Source organism: endosymbiont GvMRE of Glomus versiforme (assembly GCF_003546845.1).
Genome location: NZ_NWVA01000002.1, coordinates 405808 through 426461, shown reverse-complemented (window position 1 = coordinate 426461; position 20654 = coordinate 405808). Strand labels below are relative to the sequence as shown.

The 20654-nt window shown below is 29.8% G+C and carries 21 protein-coding genes; 9 read left to right on the top strand and 12 right to left on the bottom strand.

The genetic code is table 4. The features are described from left to right. Window positions 1-41: 41 nt before the first annotated feature. The 5 genes from rnpA to GvMRE_RS05865 all read left to right on the top strand — a co-directional run bounded on the left by rnpA (window position 42) and on the right by GvMRE_RS05865 (window position 5245). A complete protein-coding gene (gene rnpA, locus GvMRE_RS05885) occupies window positions 42-446 on the top strand; it encodes a ribonuclease P protein component (RefSeq protein WP_172575287.1) in 405 nt (134 codons plus the stop codon). Further along, complete coding sequence (locus GvMRE_RS05880; protein ID WP_147410315.1) at window positions 439-1767, top strand: hypothetical protein; 1329 nt, start codon at window positions 439-441, stop codon at window positions 1765-1767. Before rnpA ends, GvMRE_RS05880 begins: the two co-directional genes overlap by 8 nt. Then, on the top strand, window positions 1740-2045 hold the full coding sequence (locus tag GvMRE_RS05875; RefSeq protein WP_147410314.1) for a hypothetical protein: 306 nt from the start codon (window positions 1740-1742) through the stop codon (window positions 2043-2045). Before GvMRE_RS05880 ends, GvMRE_RS05875 begins: the two co-directional genes overlap by 28 nt. Continuing rightward, window positions 2045-3259 (top strand): serine--tRNA ligase, encoded by a 1215-nt coding sequence (gene serS, locus GvMRE_RS05870; RefSeq protein ID WP_147410313.1) that lies wholly within the window; start codon window positions 2045-2047, stop codon window positions 3257-3259. The genes GvMRE_RS05875 and serS overlap by 1 nt, the downstream gene beginning before the upstream one ends. Before the next feature lie 129 nt (window positions 3260-3388). Continuing rightward, on the top strand, window positions 3389-5245 hold the full coding sequence (locus GvMRE_RS05865; protein WP_147410312.1) for an ATP-dependent nuclease: 1857 nt from the start codon (window positions 3389-3391) through the stop codon (window positions 5243-5245). A 46-nt stretch (window positions 5246-5291) separates the two neighbouring features. On the opposite strand, the gene GvMRE_RS05860 is transcribed toward GvMRE_RS05865, so the two are convergent. Genes GvMRE_RS05860 through GvMRE_RS05835 form a run of 6 tightly spaced genes read right to left on the bottom strand, consistent with a single transcriptional unit; the run spans window position 5292 to window position 12327 of the window. Beyond that, window positions 5292-7637 carry a DEAD/DEAH box helicase gene (locus tag GvMRE_RS05860; protein WP_147410311.1) on the bottom strand — a complete coding sequence of 782 codons (2346 nt, stop codon included), beginning with the start codon at window positions 7635-7637 and terminating at the stop codon, window positions 5292-5294. Further along, the gene (locus tag GvMRE_RS05855; protein WP_172575286.1) at window positions 7625-8830 is read right to left on the bottom strand and encodes a DNA methyltransferase; all 1206 of its coding nucleotides are present in this window, start codon (window positions 8828-8830) and stop codon (window positions 7625-7627) included. Before GvMRE_RS05855 ends, GvMRE_RS05860 begins: the two co-directional genes overlap by 13 nt. Next, window positions 8790-9395 (bottom strand): DNA methyltransferase, encoded by a 606-nt coding sequence (locus GvMRE_RS05850; protein WP_147410309.1) that lies wholly within the window; start codon window positions 9393-9395, stop codon window positions 8790-8792. Before GvMRE_RS05850 ends, GvMRE_RS05855 begins: the two co-directional genes overlap by 41 nt. 4 nt (window positions 9396-9399) lie before the next feature. Further along, complete coding sequence (locus GvMRE_RS05845) at window positions 9400-9948, bottom strand: hypothetical protein (protein WP_147410308.1); 549 nt, start codon at window positions 9946-9948, stop codon at window positions 9400-9402. Window positions 9949-10001: 53 nt separating this feature from the next. Next, window positions 10002-10247, bottom strand: a complete 246-nt coding sequence (locus tag GvMRE_RS05840) for a hypothetical protein (protein WP_147410307.1) — start codon at window positions 10245-10247, stop codon at window positions 10002-10004. Beyond that, window positions 10240-12327 carry an OLD family protein gene (locus tag GvMRE_RS05835; RefSeq protein ID WP_147410306.1) on the bottom strand — a complete coding sequence of 696 codons (2088 nt, stop codon included), beginning with the start codon at window positions 12325-12327 and terminating at the stop codon, window positions 10240-10242. Before GvMRE_RS05835 ends, GvMRE_RS05840 begins: the two co-directional genes overlap by 8 nt. A gap of 49 nt (window positions 12328-12376) precedes the next feature. On the opposite strand from GvMRE_RS05835, the gene GvMRE_RS05830 reads away from it, so the two are divergent. The 3 genes from GvMRE_RS05830 to GvMRE_RS05820 are packed head-to-tail and all read left to right on the top strand — an operon-like array spanning window position 12377 to window position 14759. Beyond that, complete coding sequence (locus tag GvMRE_RS05830) at window positions 12377-12892, top strand: site-specific DNA-methyltransferase (RefSeq protein WP_216361626.1); 516 nt, start codon at window positions 12377-12379, stop codon at window positions 12890-12892. Next, window positions 12849-14261: a site-specific DNA-methyltransferase gene (locus GvMRE_RS05825; protein WP_216361625.1), complete on the top strand. Its 1413-nt coding sequence runs from the start codon at window positions 12849-12851 to the stop codon at window positions 14259-14261. Before GvMRE_RS05830 ends, GvMRE_RS05825 begins: the two co-directional genes overlap by 44 nt. 12 nt (window positions 14262-14273) lie before the next feature. Then, window positions 14274-14759 carry a hypothetical protein gene (locus tag GvMRE_RS05820; protein ID WP_147410305.1) on the top strand — a complete coding sequence of 162 codons (486 nt, stop codon included), beginning with the start codon at window positions 14274-14276 and terminating at the stop codon, window positions 14757-14759. Here the strand turns inward: GvMRE_RS05820 and GvMRE_RS05815 are convergent. From GvMRE_RS05815 to GvMRE_RS05805, 3 genes are read right to left on the bottom strand one after another with little or no spacing between them, the layout of a single operon-like run. After that, window positions 14756-15064, bottom strand: a complete 309-nt coding sequence (locus GvMRE_RS05815) for a DUF2442 domain-containing protein (RefSeq protein WP_147410304.1) — start codon at window positions 15062-15064, stop codon at window positions 14756-14758. The two genes, GvMRE_RS05820 and GvMRE_RS05815, sit on opposite strands and share 4 nt — an antisense overlap. A gap of 9 nt (window positions 15065-15073) precedes the next feature. Beyond that, entirely contained in the window at window positions 15074-15364 is a 291-nt protein-coding gene (locus tag GvMRE_RS05810) for a DUF2442 domain-containing protein (protein ID WP_147410303.1), read from the bottom strand. A 46-nt stretch (window positions 15365-15410) separates the two neighbouring features. Next, window positions 15411-15632 carry a hypothetical protein gene (locus GvMRE_RS05805; RefSeq protein WP_147410302.1) on the bottom strand — a complete coding sequence of 74 codons (222 nt, stop codon included), beginning with the start codon at window positions 15630-15632 and terminating at the stop codon, window positions 15411-15413. A 215-nt stretch (window positions 15633-15847) separates the two neighbouring features. On the opposite strand from GvMRE_RS05805, the gene GvMRE_RS05800 reads away from it, so the two are divergent. Beyond that, on the top strand, window positions 15848-18454 hold the full coding sequence (locus tag GvMRE_RS05800) for a DEAD/DEAH box helicase family protein (protein WP_147410301.1): 2607 nt from the start codon (window positions 15848-15850) through the stop codon (window positions 18452-18454). 124 nt (window positions 18455-18578) lie between these two features. On the opposite strand, the gene GvMRE_RS05795 is transcribed toward GvMRE_RS05800, so the two are convergent. Genes GvMRE_RS05795 through GvMRE_RS05785 form a run of 3 tightly spaced genes read right to left on the bottom strand, consistent with a single transcriptional unit; the run spans window position 18579 to window position 20646 of the window. After that, a complete protein-coding gene (locus tag GvMRE_RS05795; protein ID WP_147410300.1) occupies window positions 18579-19007 on the bottom strand; it encodes a L17 family ribosomal protein in 429 nt (142 codons plus the stop codon). A gap of 33 nt (window positions 19008-19040) precedes the next feature. After that, window positions 19041-19637: a P-loop NTPase family protein gene (locus GvMRE_RS05790; protein ID WP_147410299.1), complete on the bottom strand. Its 597-nt coding sequence runs from the start codon at window positions 19635-19637 to the stop codon at window positions 19041-19043. Then, the gene (locus GvMRE_RS05785; protein ID WP_147410298.1) at window positions 19630-20646 is read right to left on the bottom strand and encodes an AAA family ATPase; all 1017 of its coding nucleotides are present in this window, start codon (window positions 20644-20646) and stop codon (window positions 19630-19632) included. Before GvMRE_RS05785 ends, GvMRE_RS05790 begins: the two co-directional genes overlap by 8 nt. Between the last annotated feature and the right edge of the window lie 8 nt (window positions 20647-20654).

Sequence of the window (20654 nt, the reverse complement as noted above, 5' to 3'; positions counted from 1 at the left end):
CTCAATTTAACTCCTGTTCTTTTAAAAATTTAACTGAAAAAATGTGAAATCTTTATCGCTTACGCAAAGTTTGAGGATTTTCAAAAATTCTCAGCCAAGGAAAAAAAATAGTTAACTCAGATTTTGTGATTTTTTATCTTCCTAATCAGTTAAATAATTGCCGCTTTGGCATTAGTATTCCCCGAAAAGTAGTTAAGAAAGCAACGCAACGAAATTATTATAAACGACAAATTAAAAACATTCTTACTTGCTTCTTAAAAGAAAGCAAGGATGATTGTCAAATTTATCAATCTAATCATTGTGACTTAGTAATTATCACCCGTTCGGGACTTTCTGAAAAGTTTGCTGCTAGACAAAAATCGTTAGTTGAATTACTTGCTTCCATTCCTCAAAAAAAACTAAGTTCAATTAATTTGACTAAAAACAAGACAACTACTTATGCCTAGACCAAAAAAAAAATTTGCTTCTTTTTATCGAATCTTTACTAAGATTGTTGCTATCTTTTTTATCGTTCTCCTTATCCATTCTTTTCCCTTTTTTTCTTTTTTTAAGAGATCGGCTCAAGTTGTTCATTACCAAGAATATATTAGAGGTGAAAAAAATATTGGTAACGACCAAGGAAAAATTGAAGAGGGAGCCCAGACTTTAGCAAAAATTAATGAAATCGAAAAGGCTATTTTGGATGAGGCTAAAGCCAAACTACAAAAAAAAGGTGAAAGTTTAAATAAAAATCAAGAATTAGACCAAGCCAAGGAAAAATTAGACCAAGCCCAAAATGAACACGAAGAAAAAAAGAAAGTTCGTGAAAAGGCCGAAGAAAAATACAAAAAACTTCCGATAAAGAGTACTGATTCATTTTCACCCGAAGAGCAAAAAATAAATGATGATTACGGAAGTGCAAGAGCCTATGAAGACAAGGCTGATGAATATCGCCAAGAAGAGCTAAAAAATGTTCAAGAAAAGGTTATCAAAAATATTCAAAATGAATTAAAAAGAGCCGACCTTGCAATCACTGACTTAAATATTGAGTTTACTAGTGAAAGAACTTGGAGAAAACGTTCTTGACAAAAATCAATACTGCTTGACCCGGTGAGATTTTTTTTAATTCAACCTTTACAATGAATTTCCCAAAATTGTGGAATATTAAGTTTAAGCGGAGGAATATTTTTAGATTTGCTTTTAAAGGTCTTGCTAATGCGCTTGCTTTTAAACTGAATTAGTTATCCTCCAAGATTAGCCGATTTAGACCTGGCTAAATCTCGGGAAAAATCCGAACCAACTGACCTAGCTTCCTTAGAAGAAGAAAGGGAAATAGCAAAAAAGCAGTTAGAAGCCATGAAGCAAATGTTCTTTAATATTGCCATGAGTTTACTTTTAATTACTACTTTTTCTCTTCATCCTTTTGCCTTTGACCGAAGCAATCATTTTTTTAGCAGTCGACAAGTAAGTTTTCTTCCTTGAATGCTATTTTATTTAGTTATATTTTTCTTTTCACAATTTATTGCTACTATTACCTACCAAAAGATATCGATGTTTAATTATTTGCGAAAAAGTTGACTCATTATTGCTGTCGGTTTCGGTATGTCTTGGGTCTTTTACACACAAGTTGGCAGATTCGGCGATTATTTATTTGCCTTATTGAGCGAAGTCATTAATATTCTCATTAGTTTAGTGAAGATTGCTTATCGTCGGAGCAAACCACCAAAGAAAGAAAAGATTAAATGGGAAAGGAAAAAAGTATGAAACTACCACAACTACAAACGCTAGCCAAAAAAGTGCAATTAGAAATAAAAAGTGAAGAAGCAGAACATTTGTTAGCCAGTTTTTTAGAATTAGAAAAGTTATTAGCAAACTTTCACAAATTAAAAATAAGAGACAAACAACCCCGTTATAAACAAGCAAAACTAACTTTAGAAAATCTTCGCCAACTGGCCAGAAGTAGTTATTCAATTCACATCATTAAGCAAGAAACTATTCGCTGCAATGCATTAGTCTCTGCCAAAAATTTTCTGACTATTCCTAAAAAGATTAAAAAAAATTTATAATGCTAAAACGCTTATTTCTTAATTGAGAAGAATCAGTATCACGTCTTCAATTGCGCGGCATTACCATTGGGCAATTATTAATAATTAAAAACAAGTGAGAGAAAAAGAACCAGTTAATTCAAGCAATTAATCAGTTAAATAAAGAAAAAAACCAACTAACTAAAAAAGGAAGAGAAACTGCCCAATTAGTTATTAATTTGAATGCAAAAATAGACATCAAAGAACAAGAACTAGAAAAAATAAAAAAAGAATTACAAGAATTAACAGAAAAAATTCCTAACATCCCTGCTCCCGCTTATGAGAAAAGTGATAAAGAAAAAAAAGACAAAAAAACAGAATATCATCATAACATTCAACATAATTTAACTCATGATGAAATATTAAAGAAATTAAAGATAATTGATGAAGAAAAAAGCATCAAACTTTCCGGAAGCAAATTTGTAGTTTATCAAGGATTAGGCAGCCAGTTATTACACGCACTCATTAGTTTTCTATTAACTGAAAATTCTCGCAAAGGTTATCAGTTATTCGATACTCCCTATTTAGTTAACGCTCATAATCTTTACAATACCGGACAATTTCACAAATTCCAAGACAGTCTTTATAAAATAGAAGATAGCAATTTTTACTTGCTTCCCACGGCCGAAGTTAGTTTAGTTAATCTTTACCAAGACCAAATATTAAGCGAGGAAGATTTACCTTTAAATTTATGTGCTTATAGTCCTTGCTTTCGAGCAGAGAGAATGGCTTCAGGAGAAAAAAATAAAGGGTTGGTTCGCCTTCATCAATTCCATAAAGTAGAATTAGTGAAAATAGTTAAACCGGAAGATTCTTATCAAGAATTAGAAAAATTAGTAACTGATGTTCGAAGTCTGCTTAATTTATTAGAAATTACTCACCGAGTGATTGAAATTGGCGTGAAAGAATTAGGCTTTAGTGCTGCTAAACAATATGACATTGAAGTCTGGCTACCGGTCAGTAAAGAATGGTTAGAAATTTCCTCTTGTAGTAATTGTGAAGATTTTCAAACTGAACGGGCTAAAATCAGAGTAAAAAAAGCAAATGGACAAAAGTATTATCCTCATTCTTTAAATGGCTCAGCATTAGCTATTGATAGATTAATTACTACTATTTTGGAGTATTATTATGATAGTGGTGAAAACAGTTTACAACTTCCTGAATGTTTAAGAAAGTTTTTATATAATGAACAGTAATTGCAGTGATTAGAAGATGAAAAGATAAGTTTTTAGAAATTGCTGATTTGGCTTTTGACCTCGAATTGGAGAATAAAAAATTTAATAATGTTAAAATTGATAAGACATTAGTTAACATTTTAAGATATTATGCGAGGATTTAGTGAAAAACTGGATAAATGAAAAATAGTAAAAACGATAAAGGAATTTCGTAATATAGTAGATATCGACTTTGAATTTGTTAGAGGCGGAATTACCATTATAGTTGGGGAAAATAACATTGGTAAAACAAACATTCTAGATTTTTTATACGAAGAAAATAAGAAATGAGATGACTTTGAAGCAGACGAAGAAGAATACAAAAAAGAAGAATCTCCACAAGGCTTAATACCTAGATATCGTGATTCTACTTATTCACTCAAATTATTTTTTCCTCGACAAGCTTTTCTTATTTATCCAAACGACTTAGGTCGTTCTTTTTCTTTCTTTAAACTTTTAGATTGCTGACTTACTACTTCCATTCCTCCATATTTCATACATGCGACTCATCCAGAGTTTAAAAAAAGGCCTAAAGAAGGAAAAATTACTCTTTCTTATCGAATATATTATTTTGATCTGGCAACTGCCACTTCTTTTCTGAATGAAGAAGAAAAGAAAGGTTTAAGGCTTGATAAAGTAAAATTTCGTAATTGTGAATTTTATTATGGAAAGCTCGAGGAATCAAATTCAGCTCGTGAATATTTCATAATAGAAAGCGGGTTAGATCCAAAAGAAGAAATGAAGTCATGAATGCCTCGATTTGACAATAGAGATAACTTCATTAAACATCAAAACGAAAAAAAGATTATTTATTACGGATTAAATAAGAACATTTCTCATCCCTTAGATAAATTGGGATCAGGTTACTTAAAAATCGAAACATTAAAGTCTCTAATAAGTGATTTGAAAAATGAACAACAAATTCAAGAGGGAGAACGATATCGATACGAAGTTGAAAAAGATAAATGGCTTGATGAAGACGAATGAAAATGAAAAAAAGCTGTTTACCCGAAATTTATTCATACACCAATTTTGCTAATGGATGAACCAGAAGTTTTTCTTCATCCTTCGCTTATCTCTGAATTAGCAAGCACTATTAAAAAAGCAGAAGAAAATAATGTTACAACAATTTTTACTACTCATTCTCCATCTCTTCTATCTCACTTTATTAATGAGTTATTTAGTGGTGAAGCAAATTTGGTAATATTACAAAAAGATGAATCTGGCAAAATAAAAAAGCCTCTATGTTTCAACGAGATTATAGAGGAAGTTAATAAAGAAATATGTGAAGTATGAAAAAGCTACTGCTCTTGCTTTAAAGAAGAAGCAGAAAATAATAATTTCTATTACGATAAATGGAAAATTCTCTTAAACGAACATACATTGAAAATTTTTTTCTCTAAAAGTGTATTGTTTGTTGAAGGCATGACAGATTACGTTCTTCTTGTCAGTGAATTTATAAGAAGAGAGATTCCCGAACTTGAGTCAATTGAAATAATACCCATCTTTGGAAAACTAAACTATATATTTTTTAGCAAACTATCTCAAAAAATGGGCATAAAGTGCAGATTTTTATTAGATAAGGACAATCATCTTATAGAGAAGGCTAAGAGAATTGAAAGCGAAGAAAAAATAAAAGGAACAAAGTTAAAGAATTGCAAACATGAGCCAAAATGCACTCAAGAGCAAGTGCATAAAACCTTTTGAAGCATACATACTAAAGGAAAATTAGAAGGAAAAGAAGAGGAGATTATCTATGATGGTGAAGGAGAAATTGATTGGCTTAAAGATAGTATTGAATATCTTTTAGAAGTTGAACCTAAAGATAAATTTATGATTAGCAAAGAATTATCAATGTTAAATAAGCTTGGGTCACTAGACGAACTAAAAAGAGAGAATCCAGAAAATTATAAAAAGTGAAAAGAAAGAGTTTCTAAATTGAGGAGAGTGGTGGAAAAAATTGTTTAACTTTTTTGATTTTAAAAAAGTTGAAAAGATAATTCAGTTTTTATTTTTAGTTGCTAAAACTTAGGTCTTTTCAATCATTCTCTCTTTCATAAGCATATTTGATACTTATATTTATTTTTCAGTTCGGATATTTTTCAATTACTATCCCGCCAATTATCTCAAAATTGTATTTTGACTGCTTTTCTTTAATTCAATTTTGAAGAGCGTTGCTTTTATCCGCGGTTTCTTGACTTTTTGCCGTAATACCACTTTTTGTATCTAATAAATAGACCTTGCTTTTCGTTCTGACAATAAAATCAGGATAGAAGAGCCTGTTTTCCTTTTCTTGCATGTCAAAATATTCAATCGCAAAAGCATTTCTCCCATAACTTTGCTTATGCCACCAAATGATATTGGGCTGTGATTCTAAGAACCTTATGAATTTCTTTTCATTTTCTATTCCCAAATATTGTTTTCTATTATAAAATTTCTCATAGACATTTTTATTTATACTCTCAATTTTCTCGAAATCTGAAGTAAAACTAACTTGTTTTTCAGGCAATCATAAATCAAAAACTTCTCTTTTCTCTTTTGCCTTTATCTCGATTTCGTACTTTTTTCTAAATTCTTTTAAAGTCTTGCTAATAATTATTTTTAGGTCACTATTTTCTTTTGATATTTCATTAACAATAATTGGATAATAATTCGCTTTATTAAATCCAAATCTGGTTTCAAATCAAACATTTAGAGCCGATTTCATTTGACCTCATGAACTTGCTGGGTTATATTTTATTTCCTTATCTCCTTGATTTTTGAGTTCTTGGAAACAAAGCAAATTATAAAATTTTTCCACTTCTAACTGAGAAAAATGGTAATCAAAGTTTTGACCTTTCCTTTTTATTTCATTAGCAAAATTGTCAAAACTAGTAATTTCGGCATCCACAATAATTTGATTGCTTACTTTTGTCAAAGAAAAATTAATTTTTGTTCCTACTTTTTTTTTATTTTCAGCAACTAAGTATGGTTTAGTTCCAAATTTTTGATCCATTACTTCCAAAAAAACCTTTTGCCATAATGGAAGAACAAGAATATCAAAATCAGTTTGATGGTGATAAGTTGTTTCCAAGCAAATCCTTTCAATGTCTTTTTTTAGTTCGGTGAAATAAATAGGAATCTTGTTCTTATTTTCTAGTTCGCTAATATCCTTGATATGATTTTTATTGTAATTAGTGAAAATATAAGCCTTGTTTAATTCTTCTCTTTCATAATGATAACCTTCGGACATTCTTTTTATTCTGCCAATTATCTGAGTATGAAAAATCGGGCTATCAATCTCGCGGAACATTACTAATATTTCGGCTCGCGGACAATCTCAACCGGTAGCCGGAGCCACTTTGAAAATCATAAAGTTCACTTCGTTGTTGTTTTCTTCAATCGTATCCAAATTTGTCTTTTCGTTCGATAACCAAATAGCAATCTCCTTTTCTTTTACGCCTTTGGCTTTTAAATATAACAAAACAAAGTCTTTTTGATTAGTCTCTATCACCTCCTTCTCCTTAAAATCACTCGGAAGTTGAATTAAAACCAATGGGTTTATATCAAGTTCTAACTTTTCATAAATTTTTTTAAGTTCTATTCTCTTATTATAGGCCAGTTCCAGCATTATTTCGCCCTCAGAAAGTTGCTTTTTTTTGGATAACTTTTCAATCTCTTCTTTGGTTTGAATAACAATTTTTTCTTTGATTAGCCCGCTTTCTATCACATCCTTTTCTGAAACTTCTACAAATCCAACCCTTTTTTGCTTCACATCGCTAAAACTTGGCTCAATTTTAGGGGTTGCAGTCACTTTAATAATAATTCTTGGGTCGAAAAGGTCAACAACTTCTTTAGCAAGATGAGTATCAGTTTCAATATGAGCCTCATCAACAATTAGTATTAAACCTCTTTCTTTCCTAGTTTGCTTAATAAATTCGTCAAAAATTGCTTCTCCGCCATATCCAACGCCACCACTCTTTCTTAATTTTTTTGATTCTTTATTGGTTCCTTTTATTTTTAATCAGTTGATAAAGAAAATGTTGTTTTTGTGGAGTTTTCCCTCATTCAAGTTATTTAGGTCTTTGAGGTTCATGTCGGTTCCCTCATTAAAATACTGATAAAGTTTCTTTTTAGACTGAGTATAAGAATCATCGCCACCAAAAGATATTCATAAATAGGCTTTGTCTTCGTGAAATTGATAATTGTCATCCAGGCATCTTAAAAATTCAGCCATCATTATGGTCTTCCCGGCTCCGGTTGGTGCTTTAAGAATAAGTGGTATTTGATAATTACCAGTTTTTCATAAGTCTAAAAAAGTTTCGCTTAATTCTTTTACAGCTTTTTGTTGAAAGTCTTTTAAATATTTTACTCCTGTCATAATTTTTCTTTTAAAGTTAAGTTAATTTCCTTATAGATTTCAATAATCGGTTCGGGAATATCTTCAATAGTGATGTTTTTTTCTAAATGTTGAAAAGATTTTTTATCTACTCTTCCATAAGAAAAAATATATAAGGTTGTTTTAATTTTTCTTAATTTTTCAGTCAATTCCGCAAATTTATCCATGTTTTCCCGAAAGTAAATAGCAGTTTTTCTTTGTTTATCTTTACTCTCGAATATTTGATAATACTCACCGCATTCAATTTCTTCAAAAGTGTTTTCTTTAATCGCAATCATTCACCCTGCTTTTTCAGTTAGTTCATGCCTTTTTTCATCGCTTATATTAGTAAGTTTTTCAACCGAAATTAAATCAGTTTGAAAATATTGGAGATTACCATCGAGCCCTCTTGTAACTTTTAGCCTACCTTGTTTTTTTTCGACATACCCTTTAATAATTTTTCTTAAACGTGGATAACATACTTCCTCGGCAATTTGCCCTTCGTTATTAGTGCAAAGAATAAATTTTCTTTGACTCTTTTCTTCTTGATTAAGTTCTAAAACTGCTTCTCCGGTAGTTCCTGAACCAGCAAAAAAATCTAAAATAATCGCATCTTTAGCAAGATGAACTTTTTCAAGTAAATGAATAATAAGTTCTTTGGGTTTAGAGTAAGGAAAATATAATCCTAATGTTTTTAAATAATCTGTTCCTCTTCTATTTAGAAACTTCTTATCTATCAAAAAGTTTCTTGGCTTAACTCCTTTATCTTTTCTTGTCTCCAAATAACTTTTCACATAGATACTATATTTAGACCTATTTCCGTCTTGGTCTAATAGAGGAGATTTTTTAGTTTCTTTGAAGACTAATAAATGTTTATTCTGAACTAACTTTGAATATGACCATATTCATTGTTTGTCAACTCCACTAATCGCACTTGAAACCGGCACTCCTTCTTTTTTTTGTTGGGGCAAAGTACTTCCAGGCGGAATAACTAATGATCCATCCGGACACTGAATATAATATCTAAGATTTAACCGTGTTTCCAAACTTGACTGAAACAAGGCAATATCATCTCTGTATCTGCCTTTTTCATCCTCTTTTGCGTAAAGATCCTCATCTACTTCATCATAAAAATCACTTGTATTTATATGGGATTTATTTTTGGCATAGCAAACCAAAATCGCAAGAAGGAGCAAAATATTTTCCTTGATTACTGGCCGTTTTAGATATGCGAGCCATGATAGTCAAAAATTTTTCATGTCCGAAGACTTTTCCGCACAATAAATTAAGATTAGAAAGTTCTTGTTCTCCTATGGATATAAAAATTACTCCGTTATCTTTTAAAAGATTTTTGGAAAGTTCTAGTCTCTTTTCCATCATGTTTAACCATTTGGCATGTTTGTATTGGTCGTTTTTATCAACAAATTTATCATTATACTTTCATTCATCTTCTTTTCCAGTATTGTAAGGAGGGTCAATATAAATTAAGTCAATTTTTCCTTTGTGGGTATAATTGAGACAGGTTAAAGAATGGTAGTTATCTCCTTCGATTAAAATGTTGTCATTACTATTATCAGTTTTAATTTGCTTTTCCCTAATTCTCTTAAGTATTGGCAAATTATTTTCACAGTCTAAAACTACTTGCTCTGTCTCTCTTTCCCTATCTCAAATAAGTCCATATTTTTTGATTTCTAATTCTTTTTCTTGTTTTTCAATAATTTTTAATAATTCTTCTTTGGAAAGATGGTCGTATTTAGTCATGGACTTATATATTTAATTTTTGCTTTTTGATAAAGGGATGGGAGAAAACACACTTTTTTGCAACTTTTGCACAATAGTTAATTGTTGCAGATATACTTTTTTCTTCTTTACTAATGGATTTTACGTCAAATCATAATCATAATGAATTATATTCATAAGCAATAAACATTACATCTTTCGGCACTAAACTGCAGGTTGCTATACTTCTGCTTCCCAGATCATCACTGGTTCCTGATTTTACTATGTGCCGCAGCACATTTTCTTGCTTATACCATTTTTCATTTTCTTCATAAATCCAATTAAGTAATTTTTTCGGTCTTGTTTTAGGATTTATTAGAAAAACCAAGTCTCTAGCTTCAATGAAGCCACTCTTATTAATACACCTAGAATCATGCTTAAGGAAGCTTATAGCATTTTCTAAAAGAAAATTGAGTTTATAATATTTGTCTATTTTTAATTTTAATTTATCAATCAAATGCTTATTTATTATCGCCACAGATTCCGGAAAAATTGCTTTTTTTAACAAAATAATGGCTTTTTTATCTAAAAACAAAGCCACTTTTCTTCCTAATTCTTCTTCAAGGCTATGTAATTTTTTACTTAATTTTAATGTTTTTTTTTTATTTTTAACTTCTCTTCCCCATTGATTTTAATGAAATCACTCTTTACTCTGAGTTTCTCTTTAATAGACTGCGATATTTTTACTCTAACTTCTCTTTTCAATCCGGTTCTAGGAAATAACATATAGTTTTGATCCTTATGTGGATAAGATAAAGTATAACTATTTTGTAGAAAAAAAGAGTATACTTGAACAATTTCTTTTACTTTTTTTATTTCTTCGCTTTTATTCATTTCTATATTTCTGTATTTCTTTTCCTTTACAAAAACCATAACTTCCTCATTTTCATTCCTCAAGTATGAGATTGAATATTATTCTCCATTTTTCCTCTCTTATTGATGTTGCTTCTTTGCTATCAATTAAATTTTTGATGATAGTATCAATTTGTTCGATCAAATTTATTTCAGGATTTTTTCAGCCAAATTCTTTTGACTTTTCTAGACCAATAAACTTTTCAAATTCCTCTTCAATCCAAGTGATATTTTCGCAATAACATTTATTTTTTTTGTTTGTTTTGCAATAAGTAGTTGAGTCATAGAAAAATTTGTGATTTGGTCACAATCAGCCCTCGTTTAAAGCCTTTTGAGCCTCCTGAAGAGTTGTTCGATATTCGTGTTCTTCTCAGGACTTAATTTGCTCCTTTTTAATTCCCTTATTGATTTCATGAAGTTTTTCTCATTTTACTTTCTCTTCAGGCATTTTAATATCTTTCTTATCTACACTTTTTTTGTCATTATCTAGAAGAAATTTGTGTTCTAATCACAAACTTTCAGAAAGTTTTGCAAAAAAGATATAATTAAGTTTCCCAAAAATCGGCACGATTCTTACTTCCTTAAATTTTTCTCAGAACTTTCTTTCGTCAATAAATTTTACGTAATGAGAATTAAATTCGTCTCTCCGTTGTTTAACTCAAACAGACCTTAGTGTCTCTTCTTCACTTTTTTCTTTTAATAATGAAATTTCTTCAACTATTTTATCTATTTCTTCTAACTGTTTAATATTTTTTTCTTTTAGTCCCTTAAGAAGTAAATCGAACACAAAATAAGAAAAAAACACAATCTCCGTGGAACCTTCAACAAACAACACTTTTTTGCTAAAAAACAATTTTGAAGTATATTCTTTTGATAATATTTCTATTCATTTGTTTCTGTAAAACTTATCTGGTTTTTTGAGTTTTTGTTTAAATAGGTTGCCATACTCAGCACAAGACTCGAGGATAGGAATTTTTATTCTATCAATAATTTCCTTTAGATAAACTATCTTTACTTGCAAGTCTAAACCTAACTGATTCAGAATCACCACACTCAAATTTCCATCATAAACTTCAGAAGAAAAGGATACTAGGAATTCGGAGGAATTAGTTGCTATTATTACATCACAATTGTTTCGTTCTTCTGTTAGTCTTTTTAAAGAAAGAAAAAGTTCTCTTTCGTAACCGGGATGTAGAAAAGTTTCTGGTTTGTCAATCAAAAGAATCGATTTTTGTCTAGAGGATGGCAAAAAGAAAAAAACCCAGTTTTTATGCCTTCATTTTCTATTCTCTTTGGTATCCAAAAAAACTAGCAGTTTTTCTTTGTTTTGTAGAATATTAAGCAAAAGATTTAGAAAAATTATCTTTTCTGTTCCTAACCCTAGTGGCTTTTTCTTGCCGTCTCACGGATCTAAAAAAGAAAACTTAAACTTGAAGCAAAAATTTCCGAGTTTATTCCCTTTTTCATAAGTCAATAATTCACCTAAACCATAAAATCTTTGCGAAGACAAAACTTTTACATTTTTTAGAATCTCATCAAATAAAAAGAAAATTCCTTCCTTAATTATTTTTTCCAGTTCTGCTATTAATATTGGAGATCCAAGATAATTCGATTCTCCCTTATTTAATTGCAGTTCTCTATAGTCTTTAATAGAGCAAGGTAGTAGCGAAGAACGATGACACCTAGTCAAAACAATATTTCGCTTAATACCAAAAATTTGGCTTTCTATTTCAAAAAAATAATGTTCGTTGCATTCAAAAAATCCCTCTTTCTCTTTAATAGAACGCAATAACACCTTTTTTATTTCAAAAATTATTGGACTTGAAAGATATTTTGCAAACTTTTCATTCTCTTTCAGATAAAAGATTTCATAAGCACTATTTTTGTTATTTTTTGTATACCAGGAATTGATATAATCCAATAAATTACTCTTTCCAACATTATTCTTTCCTAAAATTATATTCATTTTGCCTTCAAGAAACTTGAATCTTAAGTTCTTTAAATTGCGAAAATTTTTTATATTTATAGAAACTTCTCTTTCGCTTGCTCCATTTTCTCTCATATCTTATGAATAAGTTTTAATTTTCTTTGTCCTTAAAAACTTAACTAAAATGACCCAGCAAAAAATCCTAGAAAAACTAACTACTTTCCTAAAAAAAGACCAAAGACTAATAGCAGACGGCGCTCTTGCCAAAAACAAAATTATTGAGTTAACTCTCAATTTAGATAAAGACCTTTTAAAACTCTTGCTCTCCTCCCCAGAAATTAAGCAAATATTTTTCCAAGAAGTAGAAGGAATGCTAGTTTTTGATAAAATAAAGTTTCAAAGTTTTATTTCTAATAAACAATTTCTCCCAGATAGTTTTACCAAATATAAAAACAAAATAGGATTAACTGCTAACGGCAATTATTTTACTGATAGCCAAGAAGTAGTTTTAGTTTGACCTTATAAAGATTGTATTTTAGAAGGAGGACAGACCAAAGAGGATGCCAAAAGGCAGGAAATATTTTGAAATGAAACCCTGGCACCGGACGAAATTGACCGCCTGTTGACACCCAAAGTTTTTACTAATTTTCAAAAATATGAAAAAGGAAAAGAAATTACTCTCTCTCTCTCTCTCTGATAATTTAATTATCAAAGGCAATAATCTCCTTTCTTTGTATAGTTTAAAAGAAAAATATCAAAATAAAATCAAATTAATTTATATTGACCCTCCTTATAATCCGGATAGCAAATCAAATACTTTTGTTTACAATAATGGTTTTAATGAATCTACTTGGTTAACTTTTATGAAAAATAGGTTGGAAGTAGCCAAAAAATTATTAACTTCTGATGGTTGCTTAATTGTGGCAATTGACAAAAACGAACAAGCCGAATTGACTGTTTTATTGAAAGAATTATTTCGTGGTTATGAAATTCATGTTATAACTATCGTTCATAATCCCAAAGGAACCCAAGCCGTTAATTTTTCTTATATCCATGAATACGCTATTTTTGTTATCCCTCCTGGTCGGAAATTAAATAAAAAAAAGAGCGATATTAAATGACAAGACCTTATGCGAACGGACAAAATATCGTTTAGAGAAATGTCAAAAAATTGTTTTTATCCTATTATTGTTGAAAGTGATAAGGTGGTTGGTTTCGGGGAAGTTTTGGAAAGTAGCGAACACCCAGAAAAATCTGTTGTCGGAAAGAATGGCAAAATCTATGTTTGACCGATAGATAGCAAAGGCATTGAAAGAAAATGAGGCTATGCTCGGCAAAGCGTAGAGGAAATAAAAGATTTTATGCGAGTAAGAAAAACCGAAAATGGATACAAAATTGAGTTTAGCAAGGATTTTGAAACTTATAAATCAGTCTGAATGGAAAAAAAACACGACGCCAGTTCATATGGGACTAAATTACTCAAAAATTATCTGTCAGAAAACGCATTCAGTTTTCCCAAATCCCTCTGAAATGTCTATGATTGCCTTTATGCGGTAATTGGTAATGATAAAAATGCTATTATTTTAGACTTTTTTGGAGGCAGTGGCACCACGGCTCATGCGGTATTAGAACTTAATAAGCAAGACGGAGGGCAACGAAAATTTATTATCTGCGAACAAATGGATTATATTGAAACCGTAACCAAAGAAAGAATTAGAAAAGTTTGTGAAAATGATAATAAAGGTTCTTTTGTTTATCTTGAATTAGCCGAATTTAATCAACAATTTATTAACCAAATCCAAGAAGCAAAAAATACCCATGAACTTTGAAAAGTTTGGGAAAAAATGAAAAAAATGGCTTTTTTGAGTTATAAAATAGAGCCAAAAGACATTGACAATACAAAAAAAGAGTTTGAAGAATTATCATTTACCGACCAGCAAAATTTTTTGATTTCTCTTTTGGATAAAAATCTTTTGTATGTTCCTTATTGTGATATAGAGGATAAAAGTTATCAAATATCGGAGGAAGTTAAGAAACTTAATTATGGATTTTACGGCGAGAAATCTTAAAAAAATAATTATATGTACACAATAAAAATACCTAATCCTAACAAAAAACCATTTATTACTATACTTGAAAATAATTTTTCAAAAGAATACATAAAAGAAAAGTGGAGTGATATATATTATGCTGATTGAAAAGATTGAGAAATAGAATTGCCCTTTGAGTATCGAAAACAACTAATACAAATACCTATTATAAAGAGAACGTTGATTGAAAAAAACAAATTGATTGCCGAACTTAATGTCCGACCTAATATTACTAATAAAGAGTGAATTGAAAAACAAAATGAAGTTCACAGTTTAAATAATGAATTAAAAGAGACTAAAATTATGCGTGATAAACTTTTTGACCTTTGTCTTAAACTAATTGCGAAAATTCCTGCCGAAAACAAAAATAACTCTTTCTGGGAAATAATGAAACAATTAAAGTTAATATTTGAAACAGCAGGCATTCCAGCAAATTTCATTTTACTATTAATCGAACTTTCAACAAAAAGAACTTAATAATTAATTTTGTGGCAAGATAAATACACACTAAATATTCTTACTGGTATGCTTTCATCAACATCAGGAAAAAGCACCGTATATCCTCCTCCTCAAATTTTATAGTTTTTTAATTGTTCGGGTTTAACCTCTTTTAAGCAAAATCACTCTTTAACAATTAAATCAAATGGCAAACTTATTTCCCTTTTGTCTTCTAATTCAACAGTTATTTTTTCTCTACTTACTTGGCAAGAAATTATTTTAGGATGAGAATGTTTTTTGGGTTGGATTGGTCTTTCTTTTCTGATTTCTCTTAACCCTGTCATAAGTTTTTTTTAGCAAGTATGTAGACCTTCAATAATTTTTCAAGTTGGTAATGCTTCGTCAATATCAGGAAAATAAATAATATTTCCTTCTCCCTTAATCTCGTTTCTTTTTAATTGTTCAGGTTTAACATTTTCTCCTAATACTCTTCATTTAGTAAGCAAAGAAACAGGCATACTTATTTCTCTTCCATCTTCCAGTTGAGATATTAGTTTATTTCTGCTTACTCGACAATTAATTATTTTTGGTTTACTTATTCTCTTAATTTCTGATGCTTGAGGCATTTCCTGTAATCTCATCATAATATTTATTTTACTCCGATTTTTCTTAATTCATTTTCTATTTTATTTAGAATGTCTTGTTTATTATTTTAGTTCGTTTGTGTTTAGGAACAATTCCTCATTTCTCGTCAATTTCTAAATATTTTTCTTGGGATAAATATACTCTTATTTCTCCGTTTTCGTCAAAAAAGTGAATATGAAGATGGCTTAATGGTTTAAGGGTTAGGTGAAAAAAACTCATCAGGATAAAAATAAATCCAATAACCTCTAAACATCCTTCTTTGGTCATTAAATACTTGTCCCATTGCCATTATTGTTCTTCCGTAGGGTTCTATTGGTAGAAAACCAAAGCAAATAGGAGATAAGTAAAAGGGATTTTGATTGAGGGAATTATTATCACACCTTCTGCAATCATTATTTTCTAACACTTCTCCACACTTATAACAAAACATAATTAATAGTTTTATATTATATACTTCTTTAAAAATAACTAGTAAAAATATCATGAATGAAAATAAATGTTTGCATGAAAGAGTAAAAGGATATGTAGGAGAAGAAAATTGAGAAAATATTCCTATTCCAAAAATAGTAAAAAACAACCTTAATCCTAAATTTAAATCGAGACCCTACCAAGAAGAAGCATTTAGATACTTCATTAACTATTGAGAAAAGGAATTCAGAAACAAAGATAAACACCAACTGCTTTTTCTTATGGCAACTGGGAGCGGAAAAACTTTAATGATGGCGGGATTAATTTTATATTTATACGAAAAAGGCTATCGTAATTTTCTCTTTTTTGTTAATAGCAGAAATATTATTGATAAAACCAGAGATAATTTTTTAAATGACACTTCAATTAAATATCTTTTTAATAATCCTCTTTCTCGGGATGATAAAAAAATACTTCTTCAAGAAGTAGACAATTTTCAAACTACCGACAATGATAATATTAATATTTGTTTTGAAACTATTCAGGGGCTTCATTCTCGTTTAAATACTCCCCAAGAGAATAGTTTAACCTTTGAGGACTTTCAAGACCAAAAAATTGCTCTTATTTCTGATGAAGCCCATCATATCAATGTGGAAACTAAAATTGGCTCAAAACTCTCAAAAGAGGAAAGAGAAGAATTAAATTCTTGGGAAAATACGGTCAACAAAATTTTTGCGGCTAATTCGCAAAATGTCCTTTTAGAATTTACTGCCACCATAGACAAAAACAATCCTAATATTTGAAATAAATACGCTCCTAGACTTATTTTTGATTATCCTTTAAAACAGTTTCGTCAAGAGGGTTATTCCAAAGAAGTAAAAGTATTACAAACGGACGCTGAACCTTTTGACCGGGCTTTACAGGCGGTATTACTGAGCCAATATCGTCGTAAGATATTTGAAAAAAATGGAAAAGTAATAAAACCAGTAATTTTATTTAAATCCAAAACTATTAGCAAAAGTGAAGAATTTCAAAACGAATTTATAAAAGGCATAGCAACTCTTACTAGTGATAAACTTAAAGAAATTGAAGCCAATGCTAAGGACGAATTTCTAAAAGTATTTAAATATCTTGCTAAAAATAAAATCTCTTTGGATAATTTTATTATTGAACTTAAAGAAGATTTTTCGGCGGAAAAAACTATTTCGGTTAACAGTCAAAACGAGAGTGAAAAAAATCAATTAGCCGTAAATACTTTGGAAGACCCTAATAATGAATATCGGGCTATTTTTGCGGTTGATAAACTTAATGAGGGATGAGATGTGCTTAATCTTTTTGATATTGTTCGTTTGTATGATACCCGGGATGCCAAAAATAATATACCAGGACCAACAACTATTAAAGAAGCCCAATTAATCGGACGAGGAGCCCGTTATTGCCCTTTTAAAATTAATGATACTGATGAGCCTTCTAAAAGAAAACTCGACCATGACCTTCAAAATGAAATGAGGATTTGCGAGGAACTATATTATCATAGCAATTATAATCCACGGTATATTCAAGAGTTAACTTCTGCTCTAATAAAAACCGGAATTATTCCTGATAATACATTTAAAAGAAAACTTGTCATCAAAAATGACTTTAAAAATACTGAACTTTATAATTCAGGTCTTTTATTCCTTAATCAACGAGAAAAATATTCTCGAAATGATGTTATTGAATTGCCTTCTTCAATACGCGATTATCCTTATGAAACATCTCTCCGAACTAATATTAATCTTTCCAAAGACCTTTTTAAAAACCAATTTAAAGAAAGTATTGAAAAAAAAGAAGAAGACTTTTGAATAAAGGACTTAAAGTTACAAACTGTAAAAAAAGCCCTTTACAAGTTTGATTTTTATTCATTTTCCAATCTAAAAAAATGATTTCCTAATCTTGAAAAATTAGAGGAATTTATTAAAAACGAAAAATATTTAGGAGGAGTGAAAATAACTGTTTCCGGTCTGGCATCTCAACTCAAAGAATTAAAACCTGAGGATGAAATTGACATTTTAACAAAAATTATCGGACAAATTGCTTCTAGTTTGGCTTCCAACAGTCCTGAATTTAGAGGAAGTAAAGAATTTAAATACATTTTGCTAAAAGAAAAAATTGACGACAAGGAATTAAATTTTGCTCTCAATGAAAGTTGAGATAAGGAATTAGGAAAGTCAATGAAAAATAATCAAGAAACTAAAAATCCTTTAAATCTAGATAATAGACCTTGATATGTTTTTAATGACTGTTATGGAACTTCTGAGGAAAAGCATTTTATAAAATATATCGATAGGATATATAACAAACTTCAAGAAAAATACGATGAAATTTATTTAATTCGCAATGAACGGTTTTTTAAACTTTATAATTTTGAGGATGGAAAAGCACTTGAACCTGACTATGTGCTATTTTTACGACAAAAGGCATCTTCTAAAAACTTGCATTATCAAGTATTTATCGAACCCAAAGGCAGTCATTTTAAGAAAAAAGATGCTTGAAAAGAGGAATTTCTGATATCATTAAAAAAAGAACATAAAATAGAGAAATTATGAGAAGACAGAGAGCATAAAATTTGGGGTATGCCATTTTACAATAAATCAGAGGAAACTGATTTTGACCAAAAATTTAACAAAGAAGTTTTCTAAACTAGATTTCCAAAACATTTTTGTCACTGGTGATGTTTAAAATGAGTGCGGACCATTACTAGCAAATTTGCTACCAATTATTGATAAAAATGCAAAAAGGCATTGATTATAGCAGGTAAAAAGATTACTTCTTACTTTTTTCATTTTCTACCAAACTAAAAATTACTCTTAAACTTCCGTCCCCTCGACGTCGACCTAATTTAATAATTCGACTACAATCTCCGGATTGATTTTGATATTTTTTTCCTAATTTATTAAATAGTTCATCCAACACTTCTATTTTTTCTTTCCCTTGCTTGAATTTAACGTTTTTCTTATTAACCAAGTAACGTAAAGCTAAACGATAAAAATGTTGGCGGACTTCCTTTTTTTCTTTTTCCTTTTCAGCTTTTTTGGCATAAGTAACTAGTTTGTTAAGCAACTTTTTTAACCTTTTAGCAGTTGGCAGACTAGTTTTAATTCCTTTTTTATAACAAATAGCATCAGCCACTAAGTTGCTTGAAACATGTTTTCGTCAAGCAGAGTTTTTTCCTGGTTTAAGTATAAATGACATATAAGTATAATTTTATAAATTTGTTTTTCTAAGTTATAGTTTATTTTTTTTGTTTGACCCTGTTTTTGCTCTCTTAAATTTAGGAACTAAAAGCAACATCAACAGAACCAAATTAATTAAAAGTGAAACAGTATCTGCATTAACTCAGTCTAACCGAGAAAGCAAAGGATCGGACAATTTTTCAGTTTCGCGAGTAGAAGTAGTAGCAATAAGAATAAACCTTGATAAGTCTACTTCTTCATCAAATAATTTATCATTTTGTTGAGAATCAAATACTGGTAATAAAGATTCTTCCAAAGCCTGATTTTTGCCAATTTTTTCAATATTCTTAAAGCAAATGACCGGAAATTCTCCTTTTTCAACTAGTTCTTTGTTCTGAGGATTATTGTAAATTTCTTTAATTTTTCTTTCAATAAATTCTGAATTTTCGTGTTTATGCTGATTGAAATCAATTAAATTAATTTGACTTTTTAACTGGTTCAGTTCTTGATTATGTTCTTCCCCAGCCAATAAATTAACGTTAGAAAAATCTTTAATTTTGGGATCCTTCTTTTCTAGTTTTTCTATTGCTATTCTGCGATGTTTTTTTACTATTTTTTCTTTTTCAATGGTTTCTATTACTCTATTCATTTTGTCCTCCTGGTTTTTCTTTGATTGGCTTTTTTTTTAATAAAAATCTTGTAAACACTCAAGTTATTAGCAAAATTAAACTCAATCCAAACGAAGCAAATAGCAAATAATGGCGTCAATTCAGTTTATGGCTTTCCTGAAACGACAAAATATTCTTTTCTATTCATTGTTGTTTATTTCCTTGAAATGCTTGCCGATTATCCTGCTTAGCAATAACGTATTCACTAATAATTTTATGACAGGCTTGTTCTAGTTTTCGCACTCCTTTTTCTTGAATTCAAGTATTAATCAAAAATTTTAAAATATCATTTGAAAGCACTTTTTCAACTTCTTCTTTTTCTAGATTGTAGAGTTTTTGTATGGCTGCTTTTTTTCTTTGTAATATTTGCATTTTTTCTTTTTCAGTGTAGCCCAATAATTTTCTCAAATCAACTTTATCTTTTAATTTAGTGGCTAATTTTTCATCATAGTTTACCGCGGCAAAAATATCAAGGTATTCTAGGCCTATTTCTTGCTGAAAATAAGGGTCATAATAGGTTCCTTTGTCTTTAAAATCTTCGAAGATTTTTATTAAATCAGCTTGAATCTTTTCGTTGGTCACTTTTTCTAATTCATCAAGCAAAATAATCGGATTTTTGCACTCGTTTTTCATAATCGCTCAGGCTACTAAACTAGGTTTGTTTTCATCACCTAAAATAGAGTATTCAGAAGGGTTATCGAGACCAGCACAAGCAACTGTTTCCAAAGGTCTGCCCATAGCATTGCTTAAAGTTTGAACAAAAGTTGTTTTTCCTACTCCTGGTGGTCCGGAATAACAAATTACTTCCCGTTCAGGACGAAGATTGCCACCAAATTGGACATAAAGTTGGCTAGCTTCGGAAAATTCCTTTTTCTCATTTTCAAAACCAATGTGTGAATTGAATGTTTCCGTTACTTTTTGGCGTTCACTAGCAGTTTGCATTCTTTTCAAAGCATTATTTAATTTTTCTTTTTCTTCAATTTTATTCATAATTATTT